The sequence below is a fragment of the Desulfosporosinus sp. BICA1-9 genome (genome assembly GCF_000802135.1).
On sequence record NZ_JUEE01000191.1, the window covers coordinates 58097 to 75643 of the forward strand.

The window sequence follows — 17547 nt, forward strand, 5'->3', positions numbered from 1 at the left end:
AACTAGTGCAGTTCCACATTCCCCCTTTGCCAATAAACAATCCATAACTATCCCCCAACAGCTATTTTTTAGCTCTAATATATCTAAGTTGGTCAGCAGATACAGCCAAAATAATTACACAACCTATTACAGTTTGCTGCCAATACGCTGAAACATTGAGCAGTATTAACCCGTTTCTTAACACGCCCATGATAGCCGCGCCTATTATTGCACCAAAAACCGTACCGACACCGCCTGACACACTTGTACCGCCTATGATAACCGCCGCAATAGTATCAAGTTCATATCCCATCCCTGCAGTGGATTGTGCAACCCCCAACCTTGCAGCTGTTGCCATTCCGGCAATACCAGCAAGTAATCCTGACAGGCAATAAACTATTATCTTAGTTCTGTCTGTGTTAATACCTGAAACTCTTGCTGCTTCTTCATTTCCGCCAATGGCGTATATACGCCTTCCAAAAACTGTTGACCTGAGGAAAATACTAAATATAATCCCCAGCAATATAAGCAGTATTACAGGGAAGGGAATAATCCCAATATAGCCCTGTCCAATAAATTTGAATGATGCAGGAAAATCAGGAATAGGATACCCGCCAGTTATACCATATGACAATCCTCTGGCGATGCTTAAAATTCCAAGGGTTGCAATAAATGGTGGAAGTTTGAGCTTTGTGATGAAAATCCCATTTGCAAACCCAAAGGCAACACCTGCCGCCATACCTATCATAATTGCCAGAGGTACCGGAAGTCCCCATTGGACCATAGCCATCGCACTAATAACACCTGAAAAGGCAAAAATAGAACTTACTGACAGGTCTATACCTCCAGTAATTATAACTAGACACTCACCAATTGCCATTATTGCCACAAACGAAAAGGCTCTGAAAACTGAAAGCAGATTATCTGTTGTAAGAAACTTATCGGAAAGGACTGCAATAAAGGTGCACATGACCAAAAGTATCATAACTATTCCAAATGTAGATGATTTGTAAATCCTGTGTAGTGGGTTGCTTTTATTATCCTTACCCATCAATATTCACTCCTGTCTCAAAAAATATGATTCTATTGGTTAATTGCCATATGCATTATCTTCTCCTGCGTAGCCTCTTCCCCCGATATCTCTCCTTTTATCTCCCCTTCATGCATAACGATAATCCTATCACTCATGCCCAGAACTTCTCCGAGTTCGGACGAAATTATTATTACTGCAAGTCCCTGCTGCGCAAGTCCGTCTATCATTGTATGTATCTCTTTCTTTGCTCCTATATCCACGCCTCTCGTCGGTTCATCCAATATAAGTATCTGCGGTTGAGTGGCAAGCATTTTTGATATTACTATCTTCTGCTGGTTTCCTCCGCTCAAATTTCCTACCTTCTGCTCCGCCCCTGGAGTCTTAACATTAAGCTTCTTTATAAAATCATTTGCGATATAACTCTCCATATTTCTTTTTATAAAATTGATTTTACTAACCTTATCCAATATAGAAAGCGTTATGTTCTCTCGTACTGACATACCCAACACAAGGCCCTGAATCTTCCTATCTTCAGGAACCAACGCCAACTTATATCTTAAAGCATCCTTAGGATGATGTATTTCAACTTCACTTCCGTTTACATATATCCTGCCACAAACCTTCTGATCCAGGCCAAATATAACCTTCATTAACTCTGTGCGTCCTGCGCCAACCAGCCCCGCGAACCCTAGAATCTCTCCCTTTTGTAATGTAAAGGAGACATTTTTCAACAAATCTGTTGTAGAAATATTTTCAACTCTCAAAACCTCTTTCGAAGCATTACGCTCACTTCTGGGGAATATATCTTTCAGTTCACGGCCAACCATCATCCTAATAATCTTATCTTTTGTACACTCAGCCCGGGTTATTGTCCCTACTGTGTTTCCATCCCTTAATGCAGTAACCCTGTCTGCAAGTTCAAGTACCTCATCAAGTTTGTGGGAAATATAGACTACCGACACCTGCTGTGAGCAAAGTTTACGAATAATATTCTTTAATGTCTCAGTTTCCTTTTCTGTGAGAGAAGAAGTGGGCTCATCCATTATTATCAATTTTGCATTCAGCGATAAGGCTTTTGCTATCTCTACCATCTGTCTTTGAGATATTGACAGTTCTTTTACCAGAGTATCAGCATTAATATGAAGTCCTACAGTTTCCAGAAGTTCCATAGCAAGTTTGTAAGAACGACTTCTATCCATAAATATTAGCTTTGATCGATTTTCCCGTCCCATGAATATATTTTCATAAATACTTAGATTAGGCATAAGATTCAATTCTTGATGAATAATACTCATCCCTAGCTCTTGAGATGCCGTTGGTGAATTGATATAAACCTCCTTTCCTTCAAAGTAAATCTTACCTAGGTCCTTTTGATAAACACCTGATAAAATCTTCATTAGAGTAGACTTACCTGCACCGTTTTCGCCAACCAATGCAAGAACTTCGCCTTTAAATACAGTAAGGTTTACGTTATCTAACGCCACAACTCCAGGAAAGTATTTTGTAATATTTTGCATTCTGAGAATTTCATATTTCATTGTCTGTCCCTGCCTTAATTGAGATTAAAATTATTGTCATTCATCTTGATCCTCGATTGCAAATGCTCGCACCGGTGATCCGTCAAGCCCTTTGAATTTAAGTGGTACAGCATAGAGTTCAACAAACATTGCTTCAATTTTATCAACATTGTTTAATGTCTCCAGAATGATAATGCCTTTTTCAAGAAAATACTCATGCACCTTTTCATGTTTTGTTGCGTGGACAGAGGGGCTTTCAACCGCTACCATGCGAATGTCTTTACGAGACAGCCATTTGGCAGCTTCTTCACTGATGCCGCTAAACCCGGTGAAAAAATCATCCATTCCGAAGTGCTTTGCCCAATTGGTTTTTAAGATAACAATTTTACACATTTTAATATTATCCTCATGCTCTTCCAAATGTTTTCTTTCTATTTCCTCTCCATTCCTCAAAAATGTCAGATCGATAATTACAGCCTTCCCTGTAAAATTTTCCAAAGGTATTTTATCAACCGAATCTCCACATTCGAATTTATGTAACGGAACATCAACATGTGTGCCTGTATGTGTTCCCATAATTACCTGTGACACACAATAACCCATATTTTTATGTGAATGATGATTTAATATCCCTACCGGAGGATCAGCGGGAAACACAGGCATCTGGTGCACTATATCATGAGATAAATCGATGATTCTTTTCATTCTAAAGTTCTCTCCTTTACTCACTGCCTTAATGACTGCTGGGCTTTTCAGGAGAAATTCAATCATACCACCCTCTTTAATCAGGGGGTCAAAATTATTTTGCAGACATTTTCCTTTCTGCTCAGCATTATATCCAAACCCTTTTCAAATTCATCCAGCTTGAAGATATGGGATATTAGACTTTTAGTCTCAATTTTTCCGGTCTCAAGCATCGTAATAACGTCATCCCAGATATTTGGACTTCCCAGAGCTCCAATTATCTCTATATCATTGATTGTAAAAAAATCCCAATCAATCGACACCTGTTTTGAACCGAAAAAACCATTCAGAACAACTCTTCCACAAGGCCTTATAACTCTTTTTATGTCCTCAAATACTCCTGCGCCTCCTGATTCTTCTATTACAACGTCTATCATTTCTCCATCAGTAAGCTCCCTTACTCTGTCTTCAATATCCTGAGTTCTTATATTTATAAGCCCATCCAGCCCGTAGCTATTTGCCCTATCAAGCCTTTCCTGCCTAGTTCCCGTTAAAATAACCCTTTTTGCGCCAAATATCTTTTTTGCTATTTGTGCAGCCTGCAAGCCAAGCGGACCCGGGCCTACAACCAGAACATTATCCAATGGGCAAACCTTACCTTTCATTACAGCATTAAGCGCAACAGCTGTAGGTTCAATAAGTGCGGCTTCTTCAAATGAGAGTGTGTTAAATTTGTGAAGATGTTGCTCCGGAAATGTTATATATTCTGCAAAACCACCTTGCCTGTTCATAACGCCTGTCTCTGTTCTATTGATGCATTGGCTTGGTATTCCCTTTGCGCAGTATTCGCATTTGCCACAGCTGACTGTGCATTCACCTGTAACCTTGTCCCCAGCCTTGAATTTCCCTACTGCCGCTCCAACCCTTTCAACAACCCCCGACCACTCATGCCCAGGAACCATGGGCAACTTGCTGAGACCCTCTTGTATATATACCATATCATTGGTATACAGCTCATAATCCGTACCACATAAACCAGCTGCCTTTACCCTTACTAAAACCTCATCAGGTCTAGGCTGGATAATCGGCAATTCATCAATACTTGCCTGTAAGGGACCGTGAATTCTAACTGCTTTCATTGATAACCCCACCTTATTGTTAATTAATTAGTCAGTTAATTTTTTGAATTCAAGAAAGTTTATAGATAAACTATATGACTTTTGCTTGAGAACAACAATGTGTTAGAATTCATATTAGGTGTACTAAATTCAGAATATTTTAAAAATGCCATAGATAAAGTCCCTTATCCTGAGCTGGATAAGGGACTATTTTTCACTTACATTATTAGAGGTAGAAATACTTCTATACTAGTGCCAATACCTAGTGTACTGTAAATTCTTATACCATACTCGGATCCATACAGCAGTTTTATTCTTACATTTACGTTTACTAATCCTATCCTAGAGCCCTTACTTTCGAGATCCAGCGAATCATTTCCGTTTAAAAGTCCTTCATTTATTATTTTCAATTCCTCTGGTCTAATACCATCTCCATCATCATTTATATTTAGTATCAACTTGTCTTGCGTCTTATAAGCAATTAACTTTATAGTTCCTTTTCCAAGCTTTAACTCCAAACCGTGTCGAATTGAATTTTCAACTAAAGGTTGTATTAATAGTTTAGGTACTTTACATTCCAAGGTATCTTCATCAACCTTGTTAACTACAATAAATTTGTTATTAAATCTATACTGCATTATTACTAAATAATTCTCAATATTTTTAAGTTCTTCTTCAAGTTTTACCATATTATTTTTTCTACTTATACTGTACCGGAACAGGTCTGCTAGAGATTTAGTCATATGTTCAATATTGTTTACACCTTCACTAATTGCCATGCCTCTGATTGATTCGAGAGTATTATAAAGAAAATGAGGGTTAATCTGACTTTGGAGAGCGTTTAATTCGGCTTGCTTCATTAACACTTTTGAAGTGTATTCGCTCTTAATCAAGTCTTTCAATTTATCACTCATCATATTCAAATTCTGATATATATGCGAAAAAGCACCTGAATTACTTAGCTTACCTAATTCAAAATTCAGATCCCCCTGTACAAGACTGTTGAAAACATTTTCGATACTTTTAATGGGATAATACACTTTTCGTTTAAAAAAGAAGATACTGATCACAATAACACAAATAAGGATCAAGCTTGAAAACAACATAAACCTCAATGCAGATAATTTATTTGCATTTAAATATGTTTCGGGTACTAATAGTAAGAGATTACATCCAAAAAAGACCGATTTGTCATATATAATATATTGTGTATTTCCTGAATTGTCGGTAAACTTCACTTTCCCTTGGGATTCATTCAGGAGCTTTACTTGTTTATTATCGATGAGAGTATTATCACTTTTACTTCCTGTGGAAAATAAAACTTCATTATTACTATTCAATAAAAAAATAGTATCTGACTCAGGAAAATCAATGTTTCTAAAATAACTATTTAACAAACCTAAATTCTTTGCTATAATCACACTCTGAATCCGTTTAGTTTCCTCATTTCTAAAAGTCTTTGCAAAAAGTATACCTTTGGGATATTCACTCTTTTCCATTTCTAATACGTAATCAATACCTCTATCTTTATACTTGTCAACAACACTTTTGCAGAATGTCCCTGAAATGCTCTTAAAATAATAAGGACTATCGGCATTGCTGTACGACAATAGCGATCCATTTTCAGTATATATTGTAATACCTGAGATATCAGTGTTGCTTTTGAAAATATAATCAATTGTCGACCGAAATTTGAATTCTTCTAGTTGAGAATTATTACTCAATACGTTATTATAAAATCGGTAAGATTCTTGTTTATATATCGCGGTTGCAATTTTATCTGTACTTTCTAATTCCCTATTAATAATTTGGGACCACTGTCTTAGTTGGGAATTAATCCTTATAAATTGTTGTTCTTCACTGAATCTTTCTAAATTCAAAACATTCAGATATATAAAGGCAAAAAAGAAAATGAATATTATTAAAAAAAAGGCACTAACAACTATCAATAAATCAGCCTTAATTTGTGAAGGTTTTTTTATTTTTACGGAATGTTTAAGTTTATCAAATATTAGAGCAGTAGTTCTTTTCATTTAATAGTTACACCCTCTACAATATCTACTGACTTATAAAGTGAACAAACTTCTAAATTCTGAAGGGCTTATACCTACTTCTTTTTTAAATAATTTGCTGAAGTATTTGGCATCTTTATAGCCTACAAGCTCGGAAATTTCGTTAATCTTGTATTTAATATCCTTTAATAATTCTTTTGCCGTATTTATCCTATAATCTGTTACATATTCAGAAAAATTCATACCAGTCTCCTTCTTGAACAACTCGCAAAAATAATTGGAATTTAAATAAACAAGATTAGCTACTTCAGTAAGACTTATTTCTTCTTTGTAGTGATTGCTCACATAAGACTTAACGATTTCAACAGCTTTTCTGTGATGGCTCTGCTTTGAAACATTATAGCCTTCTAATGCTCTTGCAAGTAAATCCCCCAAATATTCTATAACTTCATTCATAGATTTACATTCTTCGATATCTTCATAAACTTTAGCCTCGATTAAGTATCCATGTTCGATATCAATATTTTTTCTCTGTATAACTTTAAGTGTATTTTGAATAATTTGATATGCCACTTTGAAGATAGCATTTGGATTGATATTTCGGTTCTTTATTAATACAGCAAAAACTTCATAAAGCAAGCTCCTATACCCATTTACATCAAAAACCTCAGACATGCAAATGAGTTTCAGTTCCTTATCAACGGGGAATAATTCCTTCATTTCGATGTTAATAAACTTTTGGCTCTCCATATTTATTATTTTATCTGTACCTAGGGTTACCCTACCCTTTATAGCACATAAAGCATTGGAAAAGGATTTGTGGATAAGATTTATACTTCCAACACAATCTCCAATGCCTAAAGTTAAATACATAGTTTTATGAATATCAATATTTTCCAGTAATTTTATAAAAGTATTATTAAGGACACTAGATATTTTATTCTTTTTGCTAATATCATAATTAATAATGTAAATAAATTTTTTCTTACTTTCTAAGCTAAGAAGCTCATAGCAATAAAGCTTGAGTTCAACTTCAATAGTTTTGGAGATAGTATTGAAAAAAACATGATTGCTATATTCATCTATTTCACCCGTAGCTTTTACATCTGCCTTAAATATTAATAATTGAAATAGACCTTCTGCAAAAGCCAATCCATAATCCTGATTTATATTTTGAATATTTATGTCATTTCGTACAGCAGTGCAATTAAGTTTTTGAAAAAAGAACTGATCTTTAAGCTGACTTATACTATCTTCTAATCTCTCCTTAATAACCTTCACATCATTTTGTTTTTGTTTGTAATTTAGAAATTTTTCTCGAGTCTTTAATAAAATACCTGTCAACTCATCTTTATCGATCGGTTTTAAGAGATAATCCAATGCACCATATTTCACTGCATCTTTGGCATAGGCAAATTCATTATATCCACTTATAATAATAAACTCCGTATCAAGTCCTAGCTCTCTGGCTTCCCTCATAAGTGATATTCCGTCAATACCGGGCATAAGTATGTCTGTTATGACTAGTTCAGGCTTCTTCGTCTTTAAAATTTCTATCGCTTCAATGCCATCATGGGCTTCAGCAATTATATTGAAGCCCAATTCATTCCAATTTATGATTTTCTTAATTAACTGGCATACCCAAAATTCATTATCAACTATTAATACACTAACCATAACAACCTCACCTTGTAAATTGTGGTTAATTTACTTAAACTATAGCATTATCTCTGTCCTATTTCAATTTTTACTTCCTTTATAAACCTTTATAAAGCTTATATCATCGCCTTAAATCTTTCGATTGCATTTCTGTCCTCCAGTACACCTATTTCAAAATTGATCTCATACCGTTCACCCGGCTTCAGGGTGGTCAGTCTTCCGTTTCTCCTTGCTTCAATTCTACCCTCCGGTATATTTATACCAGGTTCAAGCCCCACAACATAGTCCTGCTGCCCCATCATTTTCCACTCATTAAAGCACGGCATCTGCTCGGGTGAATAGGCCACATATCCGCCAAAGTCGATACTCTCATTAACAAGCCCTGCATAAACCTTTTCTCTATCCTGCGGCATTATATGCATAAATCCCTGCCACTGGTAGCCTTTGGTCGGTCTATCAAATAAAGAATACTCTCCATCCCCTTCCCTTGCATCCCGATTGAACGGCTCTACTTTTATTGCTGAAGAGTAGAGCCTTGTTTCCTTGCTTACGATTGGAAATCCGAAATTGATGTGATACAGTATCATGAAAGGTGACTCATTATACCCTTCGTTCTCTATCAAGTCATTAATAAGAACCTTGGATTCACCCATTTTACATATTATTTCTCTCTTCAAGACCAGGTTTTCCGCATAAAGGCGGGACTCCCGAATTTTTCCTGACAATTTTATTACGTAGTCGTCTCCACACCAGTTTTCTTCAACATTAATTATCTCTGCTGGAAGATGTGATATTCTGCCATGTATACCAAGTACCTCATCCCCTTCCACACCAGGATCCCCCGCCTGTGTTAATCCGCACGTAGTTATAAGCCCTCCATTAAAGCTCCTAAGGAATCCCAATCCTCCATTTTCAAAATACTGCGGTGCTGCTAAATTATTCTTGCACATCCAGGCCAAAGACTTCCCGCAGTATTCCGCATCAGCTATATCCATTCCTCTATCTGGAAGCACAGTAAATCTGAATCCTGACCCTGTTTTTACATCTATGCCTTTAATACCATCTGCACGTCCATTTTTGTATTCAAAAACCCTTGCTCCTGCCAGCTGATTCATGCTCCCGACATATTGTCGGAGTTCATCCATTTCAAATTCCTTACCGAATAGTTTCACCATATAAGGACACCTCCATTACCCCATGAAATAAACTGTATGATGCTTAACTTACTTTCTAGCTTTTCTCTTTTTAGTAACAATATCAATTCCTACTGCAACAAGGAGGACAAGACCGCTAATGATCCCCTGCCAGTATATGGAAACATTCAACAAAATCAAAGCATTTGTAACAAATGCAAGCAGTATCACACCTAAAAACGTCCCAAACACTGTACCTTCACCGCCTGATAAAGCTGCTCCACCAATAACAACTGCAGATATAACTCTTAATTCCATTCCCTGTCCCGCTGTAGACATGGCCGACCCTAGCCGAGCAGTCATAAGTGTTCCGGCAATGCCTGTAAGAATTCCTATTATCATAAACATTACAATCTTAACCCTATCAACATTAATTCCCGAATACTTTGCAGCTGTAATATTTCCACCAATGTAATATACCTGCCTAAAATACTTGATTTTTCTGAGCAGATACTCACCTACAATAACAATTACAAACATAACAAAGAATGTATAAGGTATCGCACCGACATAACTCTGTCCAACATATGTAAAAGAGCTTGGTAATTTAGATACAGGATAACCTTGTGTAACTACAAATGCTATACCCCTCACGATACCCATCATTGCTAGGGTAGTAATAAATGAATTTATCCCTACCTTTGTGATTATTACCCCGTTTATAAAACCTATAAACGCACCAATCATTACTCCACCCACAATAAATGCTACAATCGGGTTCACACCTGCAAGTACAAGCTTGGCAACAATTACTCCCGTTAAAGCAAGCGTAGATCCTACCGATAGGTCAAACTCACCTGCAGCGATTATATAAGTCATTCCAACCGCAACTACAGCATCAAGTGAACAACCAAAAATCACAGCTATTAAATTATCCTTTGTAAAAAAATAAGGGGATGCGAAAGTAAGAATTATAAACTGCAAAAGGATAAGTAGAACTAAAATGGATTCCCTCATTTGAAACACTTTTCGTATTCCGATTAACACACTATTATTTTGATAGGTATTCGAACTTTTTTCCAGCATGGTTTTTTTCCTCCTACATGTTTACAATTTCTCTTGTGTTGAAGATCATTTTCATGATGTTTTCCTGTGTTGCTTCTTCTACATTCATTTCTCCTTTTACCTCACCTGCATGCATCACTAAAATCCTGTCTGATATACCCAGTATTTCAGGCAATTCTGATGATACCATAATGACTGCTACTCCGCCGTCCGCCAGTTCTCTTAATATTCTGTGAATCTCAGATTTTGCTCCAACGTCCACTCCTTTTGTAGGCTCATCTATGATTAATATTTTCGGACAAATAGCCAGCCATTTTGCAAGCATCACTTTCTGCTGATTACCTCCACTTAATTGTTTAACTTTTTTTTCAATGTCATCTGTAGATACTGAAAGCTTCTTTGCATATTCTGAGGAAATTATTTTTTCTTTTTGACTGTTCATTATGAAAGCCAAAGTAGTATAGCTTTTAAGCTTAGATGCAATTATATTCAACTTTATAGACATTTCTAGGAAAAGACCCTGACTTTTTCTGTCCTCCGGAAGATATCCTATTCCATATTTTATGGCTTCTTCAGGTTTTCTAATTTCAATGGGTTTCCCATCAATCTTTATAGTTCCTCTATCCTTCTTTATGATTCCGAAAATAGTATCACAGAGCTCCGATCGTCCAGCGCCAACAAGTCCATAAAGACCAAGAATTTCACCTTTTTTTAGTTTAAGGTCAATTTTTTTTAAAACTTCTTTTTTATATACTCCTTCAACTTCCAGTACAATTTCAGACCCAGGAACTTTTGTTTTAGTAGGATATAAATTTGCGATTTCTCTTCCTACCATTAAAGATATAATCAAATCTTTAGTACTCTCTTTTTTATCCAGGGTCTTTATTTCCTTACCATCTCGGAGGACAGTAATCCTGTCTGATAATTCCAGCACTTCTTCTAATTTATGCGAAATATATATGATCGCTTTTCCAGCTTCCTTCAATTGTTGAATTACTTTATAAAGTATCTTTACTTCTCTTTCGCTTATACCCGTCGTTGGTTCATCAAATATTATAACTTTAGCGTTTTGTGAAATGGCTCTTAATATCTCCACCTGCTGTCTTATCCCAAAAGACAAGTACTTGACAGGTAAATTTGGATTTCCCTTTATTTCAAAGTATTTAAGTAATTCCGAAGTATCCTCAAAAAGCTTTTTAAAAACCATGCCTCCATACTTATTTACAGGTGATCTGTTGAAAAAAATATTTTCTGCAATTGACATATTTGGACAAAGGCTTAATTCTTGATGCACATGAGATATTCCTTTCATCAATGCTACTTGGGGGTTATATTTTTCAAAACTTATCAATTCACCGTCTAGTACCAGCTCACCTTTATCAGGCTTGATAATACCGGATAGAACGTTCATCAGTGTAGATTTACCTGCTCCGTTTTCCCCAACAAGAGAATGAACTTCTCCTCGTTTCAATTCAAAATTAACTTCATTTAGCGCTTTTACACCAAAAAACTGCTTGCTGATATTTTTTATTGATACCAACGACATATTATCCTCCAAACACTTAGGTTCAATCTGAATAAACGGCAATTCGTCAATACTTATCTTTGAAGGACCGAGAATCCTATCTGCTTTCATTAATAACCCACCTTTTAGAATTAATTATCTTGAATTGATTTAAATTATAGAACTTTAGCTTTGAGACAACAATTAGTTAGAATTCATATTCGGTGTCTTATATTCAGAATATTTTTATAAAGCCACTTAGGGAGATTCCATAGAATTAACGGTCTCCAACCTGCCTAGCCGATATAGTGCTACACGGATTACATAACGAAAAGTCGCCATGAGATCAGCTTAAATTCGGCTGATCTCATGGCGAACTACCAAGCGTCCATATACTCCTTGCTGAAGGAGAAAGGTTTAATCCATATTCCTTTTATGGCTTGATAATCACCTTCAAAGCCTCTCCGCTTGCTGCTTTATCAAATGCCTCTTCCCAGCTTTCCAGAGAATAGATATCGCTTGTAAATTCTCTGAGGTTGACCTTTCCCAACTGGATCATGGACAAACATCTTTCCCAGCTCTCAAAATCCGAGCTGTAGCTGAAGACTAAGTTGACCGCTTTCAGGGCAACCTTGGCCCAGGGCATCGGCACATCACTGGTAGGCAATCCAAGGGCACAGAACCTTCCATCTCTTCTGAGCAGGTCAAAGCCCTGTACAATTGCCTTAGGCGCACCCGACAAGTCGATGACCACATCCGCCCCCATGCCGCCCGTGTCTGCCATCACGATGCTCACCGGGTCTTCCTTCATCACGTTTACCGTTCTGTAGGCGCCAAACCCCTTGGCAGCAGGAAATCGGGTCTTCTCATCCGCATCTATTCCAGTCAGAAGTACCCTCGATGCTCCTTCGGCCACCACCAGCTGCAGCGCCAGAAGGGCAATGGGCCCGCAACCCAGTATTACGACATAATCCTCGGGTTCTATGCCGCACCTGCCCAGTATCCCATAGGCAGCTACCGCCATCGGTTCTATTACCGCCGCTTCCTCAAAGCTCATTCCCTCCGGCATCCTATGCAAAAGGGACGCCGGAACCTTGATATATTCCGTAAAGGCTCCGTCTATCAAGTATCCGGGTGACCTCTTGGAGAGACAGAACTGGCGCTTTCCGGTAAGACAGTACCGGCAGTGTCCGCAGGCCAGCGTATGTTGTTCACTGACTACCCGGTCTCCTATTTTCCACTGCTTCACGCCCTCACCCACTATGGCTACCGCGCCTGAAAATTCATGTCCTAGTATCACCGGAGGATTGTATATAAAATGGTCGTCCCGTATCTTGAGATCTGTCCCACATATCCCGACCGCCTCAACCTTTACAAGCACCTCGCCAGGCCCCGGGCTGGGTACCGGCACCTCCCGCATTTCCAGCTTTCCTATCCCTTTTTCGTATTTAACCAAAGCTCTCATGTTATCCTCCAAATTTGTATGATTTGACGCCCTTTACCCCGGGTCTTATAACATAGAGCCCTCCGGATTCTGGATATTGTCTTAGTTCCTCATCCGAAAGGCCGAGTCTTGCCGTAGTGATATATAGGTCTTCAAGCCCCTCTCCGCCAAAGGCACAGGCTGTCGGATTTGGTACAGGCAGCATAACCTCGTCAAGCTTCCCACCCGTCTGCGGTTCCCATCTTGTCACTTTGAAACCTCCGAAGTGGGCGATCCACAGCATTCCTTCCTCATCAATGGTCATGCCGTCAAAGAAGCCTTCTTCCGCTTTACCATCAATCACAACTCTCTTATTGGATATTTCACCGGTTCTAATGGCATAGTCGAACCCCCAAACCTTCTTGACTGGGGTGTTAATGTAATACATCGTTTTATGGTCATGACTCCAAGCTATGCCATTGGATATGGAAATACTGTCCAATACTTTTCCTAGGCTTAAGTCAGTGTCCAGACAATAGAGCGCTCCCCCTGAACCCTTCCCTTCCTTGTGCATAGTTCCGACAAAGAGCCGTCCAGCAGGGTCGCACTTGCCGTCATTGAACCGGTTCTCCGTACGGTCGGATTCAGGGTCTGCTATAAAGGCAGTTTCACCTGTTACTGTATCCAAAAAGTATAAACCTTTCTCCATTGCCAGAACCACTCCGCCTTTTGCTCTCGGTACCACAGTTCCAATAAGCTGTCCTGTTTCTATCACTCTGTCGCTATGCTTGTCAGGATTGAATACATGCAGCTCACAGGCTAAAATATCCAGCCAATACAGGACTTTGTTTTCACAGTCCCAGATCGGCCCTTCTCCTAGCATTGCCTTTTGATCTATGACCAATTCCAGTTTATTCATCGATTTGACTTCCTCCTCACAGACCTGCCCAATTATCCGTGGCTTCCACCTTCCAGACTCTTTGACTTAAAAGGCTCCTGACTAATCAGCTGGCTTGTCATACCACCATCCGCAACTATGTTTGCCCCAGTAATGTAGCTTGCCTCATCACTTGCCAGAAATACTGCTGTATAGGCAATCTCTTCCGGAGTACCGACTCGTCCTGCAGGTATGTTTGATTTCCAGTAGGTAAGGCACTCGCCCATGTCGGGAGCAGCGGCCTTGATATCGTCCCATATTTGTGTGTCGATAAGTCCCGGAGACAGAGCATTTACCCTGATGTTTCTTGATGCAAACTCCACCGCCATGGACTTGGTCAATCCCACCACTGCCCATTTTGCCGCATCGTATGGCGCCGCTCCGGGTAAGCCTGCAAGGGTATGTACTGAGGTAATATTTATAATATTTCCTTTACCCTGCTTTAACATATGAGGTATGGAATACCATGAACACAGGAATGTTCCCCTTAAATCTGTGTTCATAACCCTGTCCCAGTCCTCTGGCTTTAGCTCCTCGAAGGACTTCACAAAATTGACTCCGGCATTGTTTACCAGGACATCTATTCTTCCGTATTCCTCAAGGGTTTTCTCAATCATGACCTTTATATCTTCCTCAATTGATACGTCACACTTCACAAATATTGCTTGGCCACCGTTTCTGACTATCTCAGCGGCTACAGGCTGCCCATTGGCGGCTCTTCTTGTGCTGACAACTACTTTTGCGCCCTCTTTTGCAAATATCTCAGCTATGCTCTTGCCGATACCTGCTCCTGCTCCAGTTACTACTGCTACTTTTCCGCTTAACCTCATTATTTTACCCCTCTCATTGAATTATTGAGCAGCATCCTCTCTCCTTCTCTTCAAATCGGTATCAAGAACTACGGCAGCGATTAGTATTACACCTGTTGCAACGTTTTGCCAGTAAACGTCAATTCCTAATAAATTAAGGGAATTAAGAAGAATAGCCATTAACAGAGTTCCTAAAAATGCACCGACAACGCTTCCTTCTCCACCGTTTAGGCTTGCTCCACCAATTACACACGCTGTAATTACCTTTAGCTCCTCACCCACGCCGATATTAACCGATGCAGCACCAAGCCTTGAAGCTATCAGTACACCTGCCATTGCAGACAGTGCCCCAACAATAACATAGCTAATGATTTTAACTTTATTAACTTTTATACCTGTCATAATAGCTGCTTTTTCATTTCCGCCAATGTAATAACTCTGCCTGAAAAATCTGGTCTTTCTTAGGAGTATGTCGCCTAGTATTATCACAATAATTGTAATGATTATCGGAAATTGTACCCCGAAAACCTTTCCCTGTCCCAAAATAGTGAAAGACTTAGGTAACTCAACAATAGTAACGCCTTTTGCTAAAATAAGAACAAATCCACGGACGATAGATAGCATCCCTAGTGTAACAATAAAAGGATGTATTCTCCATTTTGTAACTATTAATCCGTTCACCAACCCAACCAGTGCCCCTGAGAGGATTCCTGTACTGACCGCAAGAGGCACAGGAAAGCCCGCTTTTATACATAGGCAGGTAACTATTCCGCTCAAAGCTAAGGTGGACCCAACTGATAAATCAAACCCACCGGACACAAGTAATACAGTCATTCCTGCTGCAATTATACCATCAATCGATACCCCTAAAAGTATAGCCAAAAGATTCGCTGGATTAAGGAAAATTGGGGAAACCAGACTCATCGCGAATCCACCAAGTAATATTAAAACGATTAAAACCAGCTCTCTAACCTCTAATAATCTCATTAAGCTATGCTTTTTGGGTGCCAAGGAGCCTTCATTTGTTTCAACTAATTCTTTCATGCTTATACCTCCAAGTTTTAGTTATATCTATTTTCAATGTCTTAACTAAACGCCAGCTGCATAGGCTATGATGTTCTCTTCAGTCGCCTCAGCATTGTTAAGCACACCTCGTATTTCACCATCTTTGACTACTATAATTCTGTCGCTTAGGGTCAGTACTTCTAATAGATCTGAAGAAATTACCATAATCCCGATACCTAAATCGGCCAATTTTCTGAGAACATCATATATTTCGCTTTTTGCTCCCACATCAACCCCTTTAGTGGGCTCATCGATGATGAGAACCTTCGGATTTATACCTAACCACATGGAAAGCAGTATTTTTTGCTGGTTCCCACCTGAGAGATTTCTTACCTTTTGACCAATTGAAGGTGTTATTATATTGAGCTTTTTTACATAATCTTCTGAGAATGCTTCCATTTTATGTTCATCCAAAAAACCTGTCATACCCTTAGCAAAGCTTTCTAATTGTGGAACAACACAATTCTGTTTGATATTCATTTCGAGGAATAAGCCTTCAAACTTCCGATTCTCAGTAGTATAGGCAATTCCTTCGTTCATCGCATCTTTGGGAGAATTTACAATTACCTTTCTTCCATCCACGAATATACTGCCAGCTTCATATTTTTCCAAACCGAAAATTGTCTTTGCTATTTCCGTCCTTCCAGCCCCTACTAAACCCGCAAAACCAACTATTTCACCTTGCTTTATTTCAAAGGAGATATCTTTAAAGTATTTCTTATGGGTTAATCCTTGAACTTTCAATACTACTTTATTGTTTTCTACCCTTGCATTTCTCTTAATGTATTGATTGGAGACTTCTCTACCGACCATAAGGTTTATTATTTTTGCTTCATCGATATCAGATACTTTTACTGTATCCACATATTTCCCATCCCTGAGCACTGTCACCCTATCAGCTATTTCAAATATTTCATGGAGATGATGTGAAATATAAATAAAAGACATTCCCTTTGTTTTCAATTTCCTAATATTTTCGAACAGCCTATTAGTTTCGTATTGACTTAGTGAAGATGTTGGTTCGTCTAAAATCAGTACCTGGGGGTTCTTTGATATAGCCTTTAGAATCTCAACGACCTGCTGCTGGCAAATAGATAAATGCTTAACAGGTATACTCGGGTTGATAGTTTCTTCAAAGGTTTTCAAAATCTCAGTAGTATCCTCAAAAAGTTTTTTAAAATTAATTAATCCCATCTTTCTCACCGGCTGTCTGTTGGGAAATATGTTTTCTGCCACACTCATACCGTTTACAAGGCTTAATTCCTGAAACACAATACTTACGCCACTATTTACTGCATCTAAGGGGTTATGAAATTCTGTCTTTTTTCCATTGATAAATATTTCACCTGCATCCGGCTTATGAATACCACCCAATATATGCATGAGCGTACTTTTTCCTGCCCCATTTTCACCGACTATGGCGTGAACCTCACCTTTTCTCAGCTGGAAATCGACTCCTCCAAGCGCCTGTACTCCAGGAAATTTCTTGAATATTCCTTTAACCTCTAAAATTAGTTCTTCATTCATTAGATTACCTTCTTTCAGGGAAATATAGGCTTACTGAGACTCAGGCCGTTGAAAAACAGACTGAGTCTCAGTATGGAATCAC

At 38.5% G+C, this 17547-nt stretch carries 14 protein-coding genes; all 14 read right to left on the reverse strand.

Annotated features, from left to right (window positions below; all coding sequences use genetic code 11):
• Nucleotides 1–61 precede the first annotated feature (61 nt).
• The 14 genes from JL57_RS23805 to JL57_RS23870 all read right to left on the reverse strand — a co-directional run bounded on the left by JL57_RS23805 (nucleotide 62) and on the right by JL57_RS23870 (nucleotide 17465).
• The gene (locus JL57_RS23805; protein WP_034144409.1) at nucleotides 62–1030 is read right to left on the reverse strand and encodes an ABC transporter permease; all 969 of its coding nucleotides are present in this window, start codon (nucleotides 1028–1030) and stop codon (nucleotides 62–64) included.
• Between the two features lie 32 nt (nucleotides 1031–1062).
• Nucleotides 1063–2550, reverse strand: a complete 1488-nt coding sequence (locus tag JL57_RS23810) for a sugar ABC transporter ATP-binding protein (protein WP_034144410.1) — start codon at nucleotides 2548–2550, stop codon at nucleotides 1063–1065.
• A 36-nt stretch (nucleotides 2551–2586) separates the two neighbouring features.
• A complete protein-coding gene (locus tag JL57_RS23815) occupies nucleotides 2587–3300 on the reverse strand; it encodes a cyclase family protein (protein ID WP_034144411.1) in 714 nt (237 codons plus the stop codon).
• Between the two features lie 14 nt (nucleotides 3301–3314).
• The gene (locus JL57_RS23820; protein ID WP_034144412.1) at nucleotides 3315–4352 is read right to left on the reverse strand and encodes a zinc-binding dehydrogenase; all 1038 of its coding nucleotides are present in this window, start codon (nucleotides 4350–4352) and stop codon (nucleotides 3315–3317) included.
• 197 nt (nucleotides 4353–4549) lie between these two features.
• Entirely contained in the window at nucleotides 4550–6364 is a 1815-nt protein-coding gene (locus JL57_RS35360) for a sensor histidine kinase (protein WP_291300493.1), read from the reverse strand.
• A 33-nt stretch (nucleotides 6365–6397) separates the two neighbouring features.
• Complete coding sequence (locus JL57_RS23830; RefSeq protein ID WP_034144413.1) at nucleotides 6398–8020, reverse strand: response regulator; 1623 nt, start codon at nucleotides 8018–8020, stop codon at nucleotides 6398–6400.
• A 98-nt stretch (nucleotides 8021–8118) separates the two neighbouring features.
• Nucleotides 8119–9177 (reverse strand): aldose 1-epimerase family protein, encoded by a 1059-nt coding sequence (locus JL57_RS23835; RefSeq protein ID WP_045690936.1) that lies wholly within the window; start codon nucleotides 9175–9177, stop codon nucleotides 8119–8121.
• Nucleotides 9178–9225: 48 nt separating this feature from the next.
• Nucleotides 9226–10221: an ABC transporter permease gene (locus JL57_RS23840; RefSeq protein WP_034144414.1), complete on the reverse strand. Its 996-nt coding sequence runs from the start codon at nucleotides 10219–10221 to the stop codon at nucleotides 9226–9228.
• Nucleotides 10222–10234: 13 nt separating this feature from the next.
• Nucleotides 10235–11836, reverse strand: coding sequence for a sugar ABC transporter ATP-binding protein (locus tag JL57_RS23845; RefSeq protein WP_291300494.1), 1602 nt, complete (start codon nucleotides 11834–11836; stop codon nucleotides 10235–10237).
• Between the two features lie 301 nt (nucleotides 11837–12137).
• Complete coding sequence (locus JL57_RS23850) at nucleotides 12138–13169, reverse strand: zinc-binding dehydrogenase (RefSeq protein ID WP_034144415.1); 1032 nt, start codon at nucleotides 13167–13169, stop codon at nucleotides 12138–12140.
• Between the two features lies 1 nt (nucleotide 13170).
• The gene (locus JL57_RS23855; RefSeq protein WP_034144416.1) at nucleotides 13171–14046 is read right to left on the reverse strand and encodes an SMP-30/gluconolactonase/LRE family protein; all 876 of its coding nucleotides are present in this window, start codon (nucleotides 14044–14046) and stop codon (nucleotides 13171–13173) included.
• Between the two features lie 32 nt (nucleotides 14047–14078).
• Entirely contained in the window at nucleotides 14079–14894 is an 816-nt protein-coding gene (locus JL57_RS23860; RefSeq protein ID WP_045690937.1) for an SDR family NAD(P)-dependent oxidoreductase, read from the reverse strand.
• A gap of 21 nt (nucleotides 14895–14915) precedes the next feature.
• Nucleotides 14916–15917, reverse strand: coding sequence for an ABC transporter permease (locus JL57_RS23865; RefSeq protein ID WP_291300495.1), 1002 nt, complete (start codon nucleotides 15915–15917; stop codon nucleotides 14916–14918).
• A 45-nt stretch (nucleotides 15918–15962) separates the two neighbouring features.
• A complete protein-coding gene (locus tag JL57_RS23870) occupies nucleotides 15963–17465 on the reverse strand; it encodes a sugar ABC transporter ATP-binding protein (protein WP_034144417.1) in 1503 nt (500 codons plus the stop codon).
• Between the last annotated feature and the right edge of the window lie 82 nt (nucleotides 17466–17547).

What these genes read in the sequence shown, in the direction of transcription:
- JL57_RS23805 (WP_034144409.1), bottom strand. Translation starts at nt 1,030, where the DNA reads ATGGGTAAGGATAATAAAAGCAACCCACTACACAGGATTTACAAATCA.
- JL57_RS23810 (WP_034144410.1), bottom strand. Translation starts at nt 2,550, where the DNA reads ATGAAATATGAAATTCTCAGAATGCAAAATATTACAAAATACTTTCCT.
- JL57_RS23815 (WP_034144411.1), bottom strand. Translation starts at nt 3,300, where the DNA reads ATGATTGAATTTCTCCTGAAAAGCCCAGCAGTCATTAAGGCAGTGAGT.
- JL57_RS23820 (WP_034144412.1), bottom strand. Translation starts at nt 4,352, where the DNA reads ATGAAAGCAGTTAGAATTCACGGTCCCTTACAGGCAAGTATTGATGAA.
- JL57_RS35360 (WP_291300493.1), bottom strand. Translation starts at nt 6,364, where the DNA reads ATGAAAAGAACTACTGCTCTAATATTTGATAAACTTAAACATTCCGTA.
- JL57_RS23830 (WP_034144413.1), bottom strand. Translation starts at nt 8,020, where the DNA reads ATGGTTAGTGTATTAATAGTTGATAATGAATTTTGGGTATGCCAGTTA.
- JL57_RS23835 (WP_045690936.1), bottom strand. Translation starts at nt 9,177, where the DNA reads ATGGTGAAACTATTCGGTAAGGAATTTGAAATGGATGAACTCCGACAA.
- JL57_RS23840 (WP_034144414.1), bottom strand. Translation starts at nt 10,221, where the DNA reads ATGCTGGAAAAAAGTTCGAATACCTATCAAAATAATAGTGTGTTAATC.
- JL57_RS23845 (WP_291300494.1), bottom strand. Translation starts at nt 11,836, where the DNA reads ATGAAAGCAGATAGGATTCTCGGTCCTTCAAAGATAAGTATTGACGAA.
- JL57_RS23850 (WP_034144415.1), bottom strand. Translation starts at nt 13,169, where the DNA reads ATGAGAGCTTTGGTTAAATACGAAAAAGGGATAGGAAAGCTGGAAATG.
- JL57_RS23855 (WP_034144416.1), bottom strand. Translation starts at nt 14,046, where the DNA reads ATGAATAAACTGGAATTGGTCATAGATCAAAAGGCAATGCTAGGAGAA.
- JL57_RS23860 (WP_045690937.1), bottom strand. Translation starts at nt 14,894, where the DNA reads ATGAGGTTAAGCGGAAAAGTAGCAGTAGTAACTGGAGCAGGAGCAGGT.
- JL57_RS23865 (WP_291300495.1), bottom strand. Translation starts at nt 15,917, where the DNA reads ATGAAAGAATTAGTTGAAACAAATGAAGGCTCCTTGGCACCCAAAAAG.
- JL57_RS23870 (WP_034144417.1), bottom strand. Translation starts at nt 17,465, where the DNA reads ATGAATGAAGAACTAATTTTAGAGGTTAAAGGAATATTCAAGAAATTT.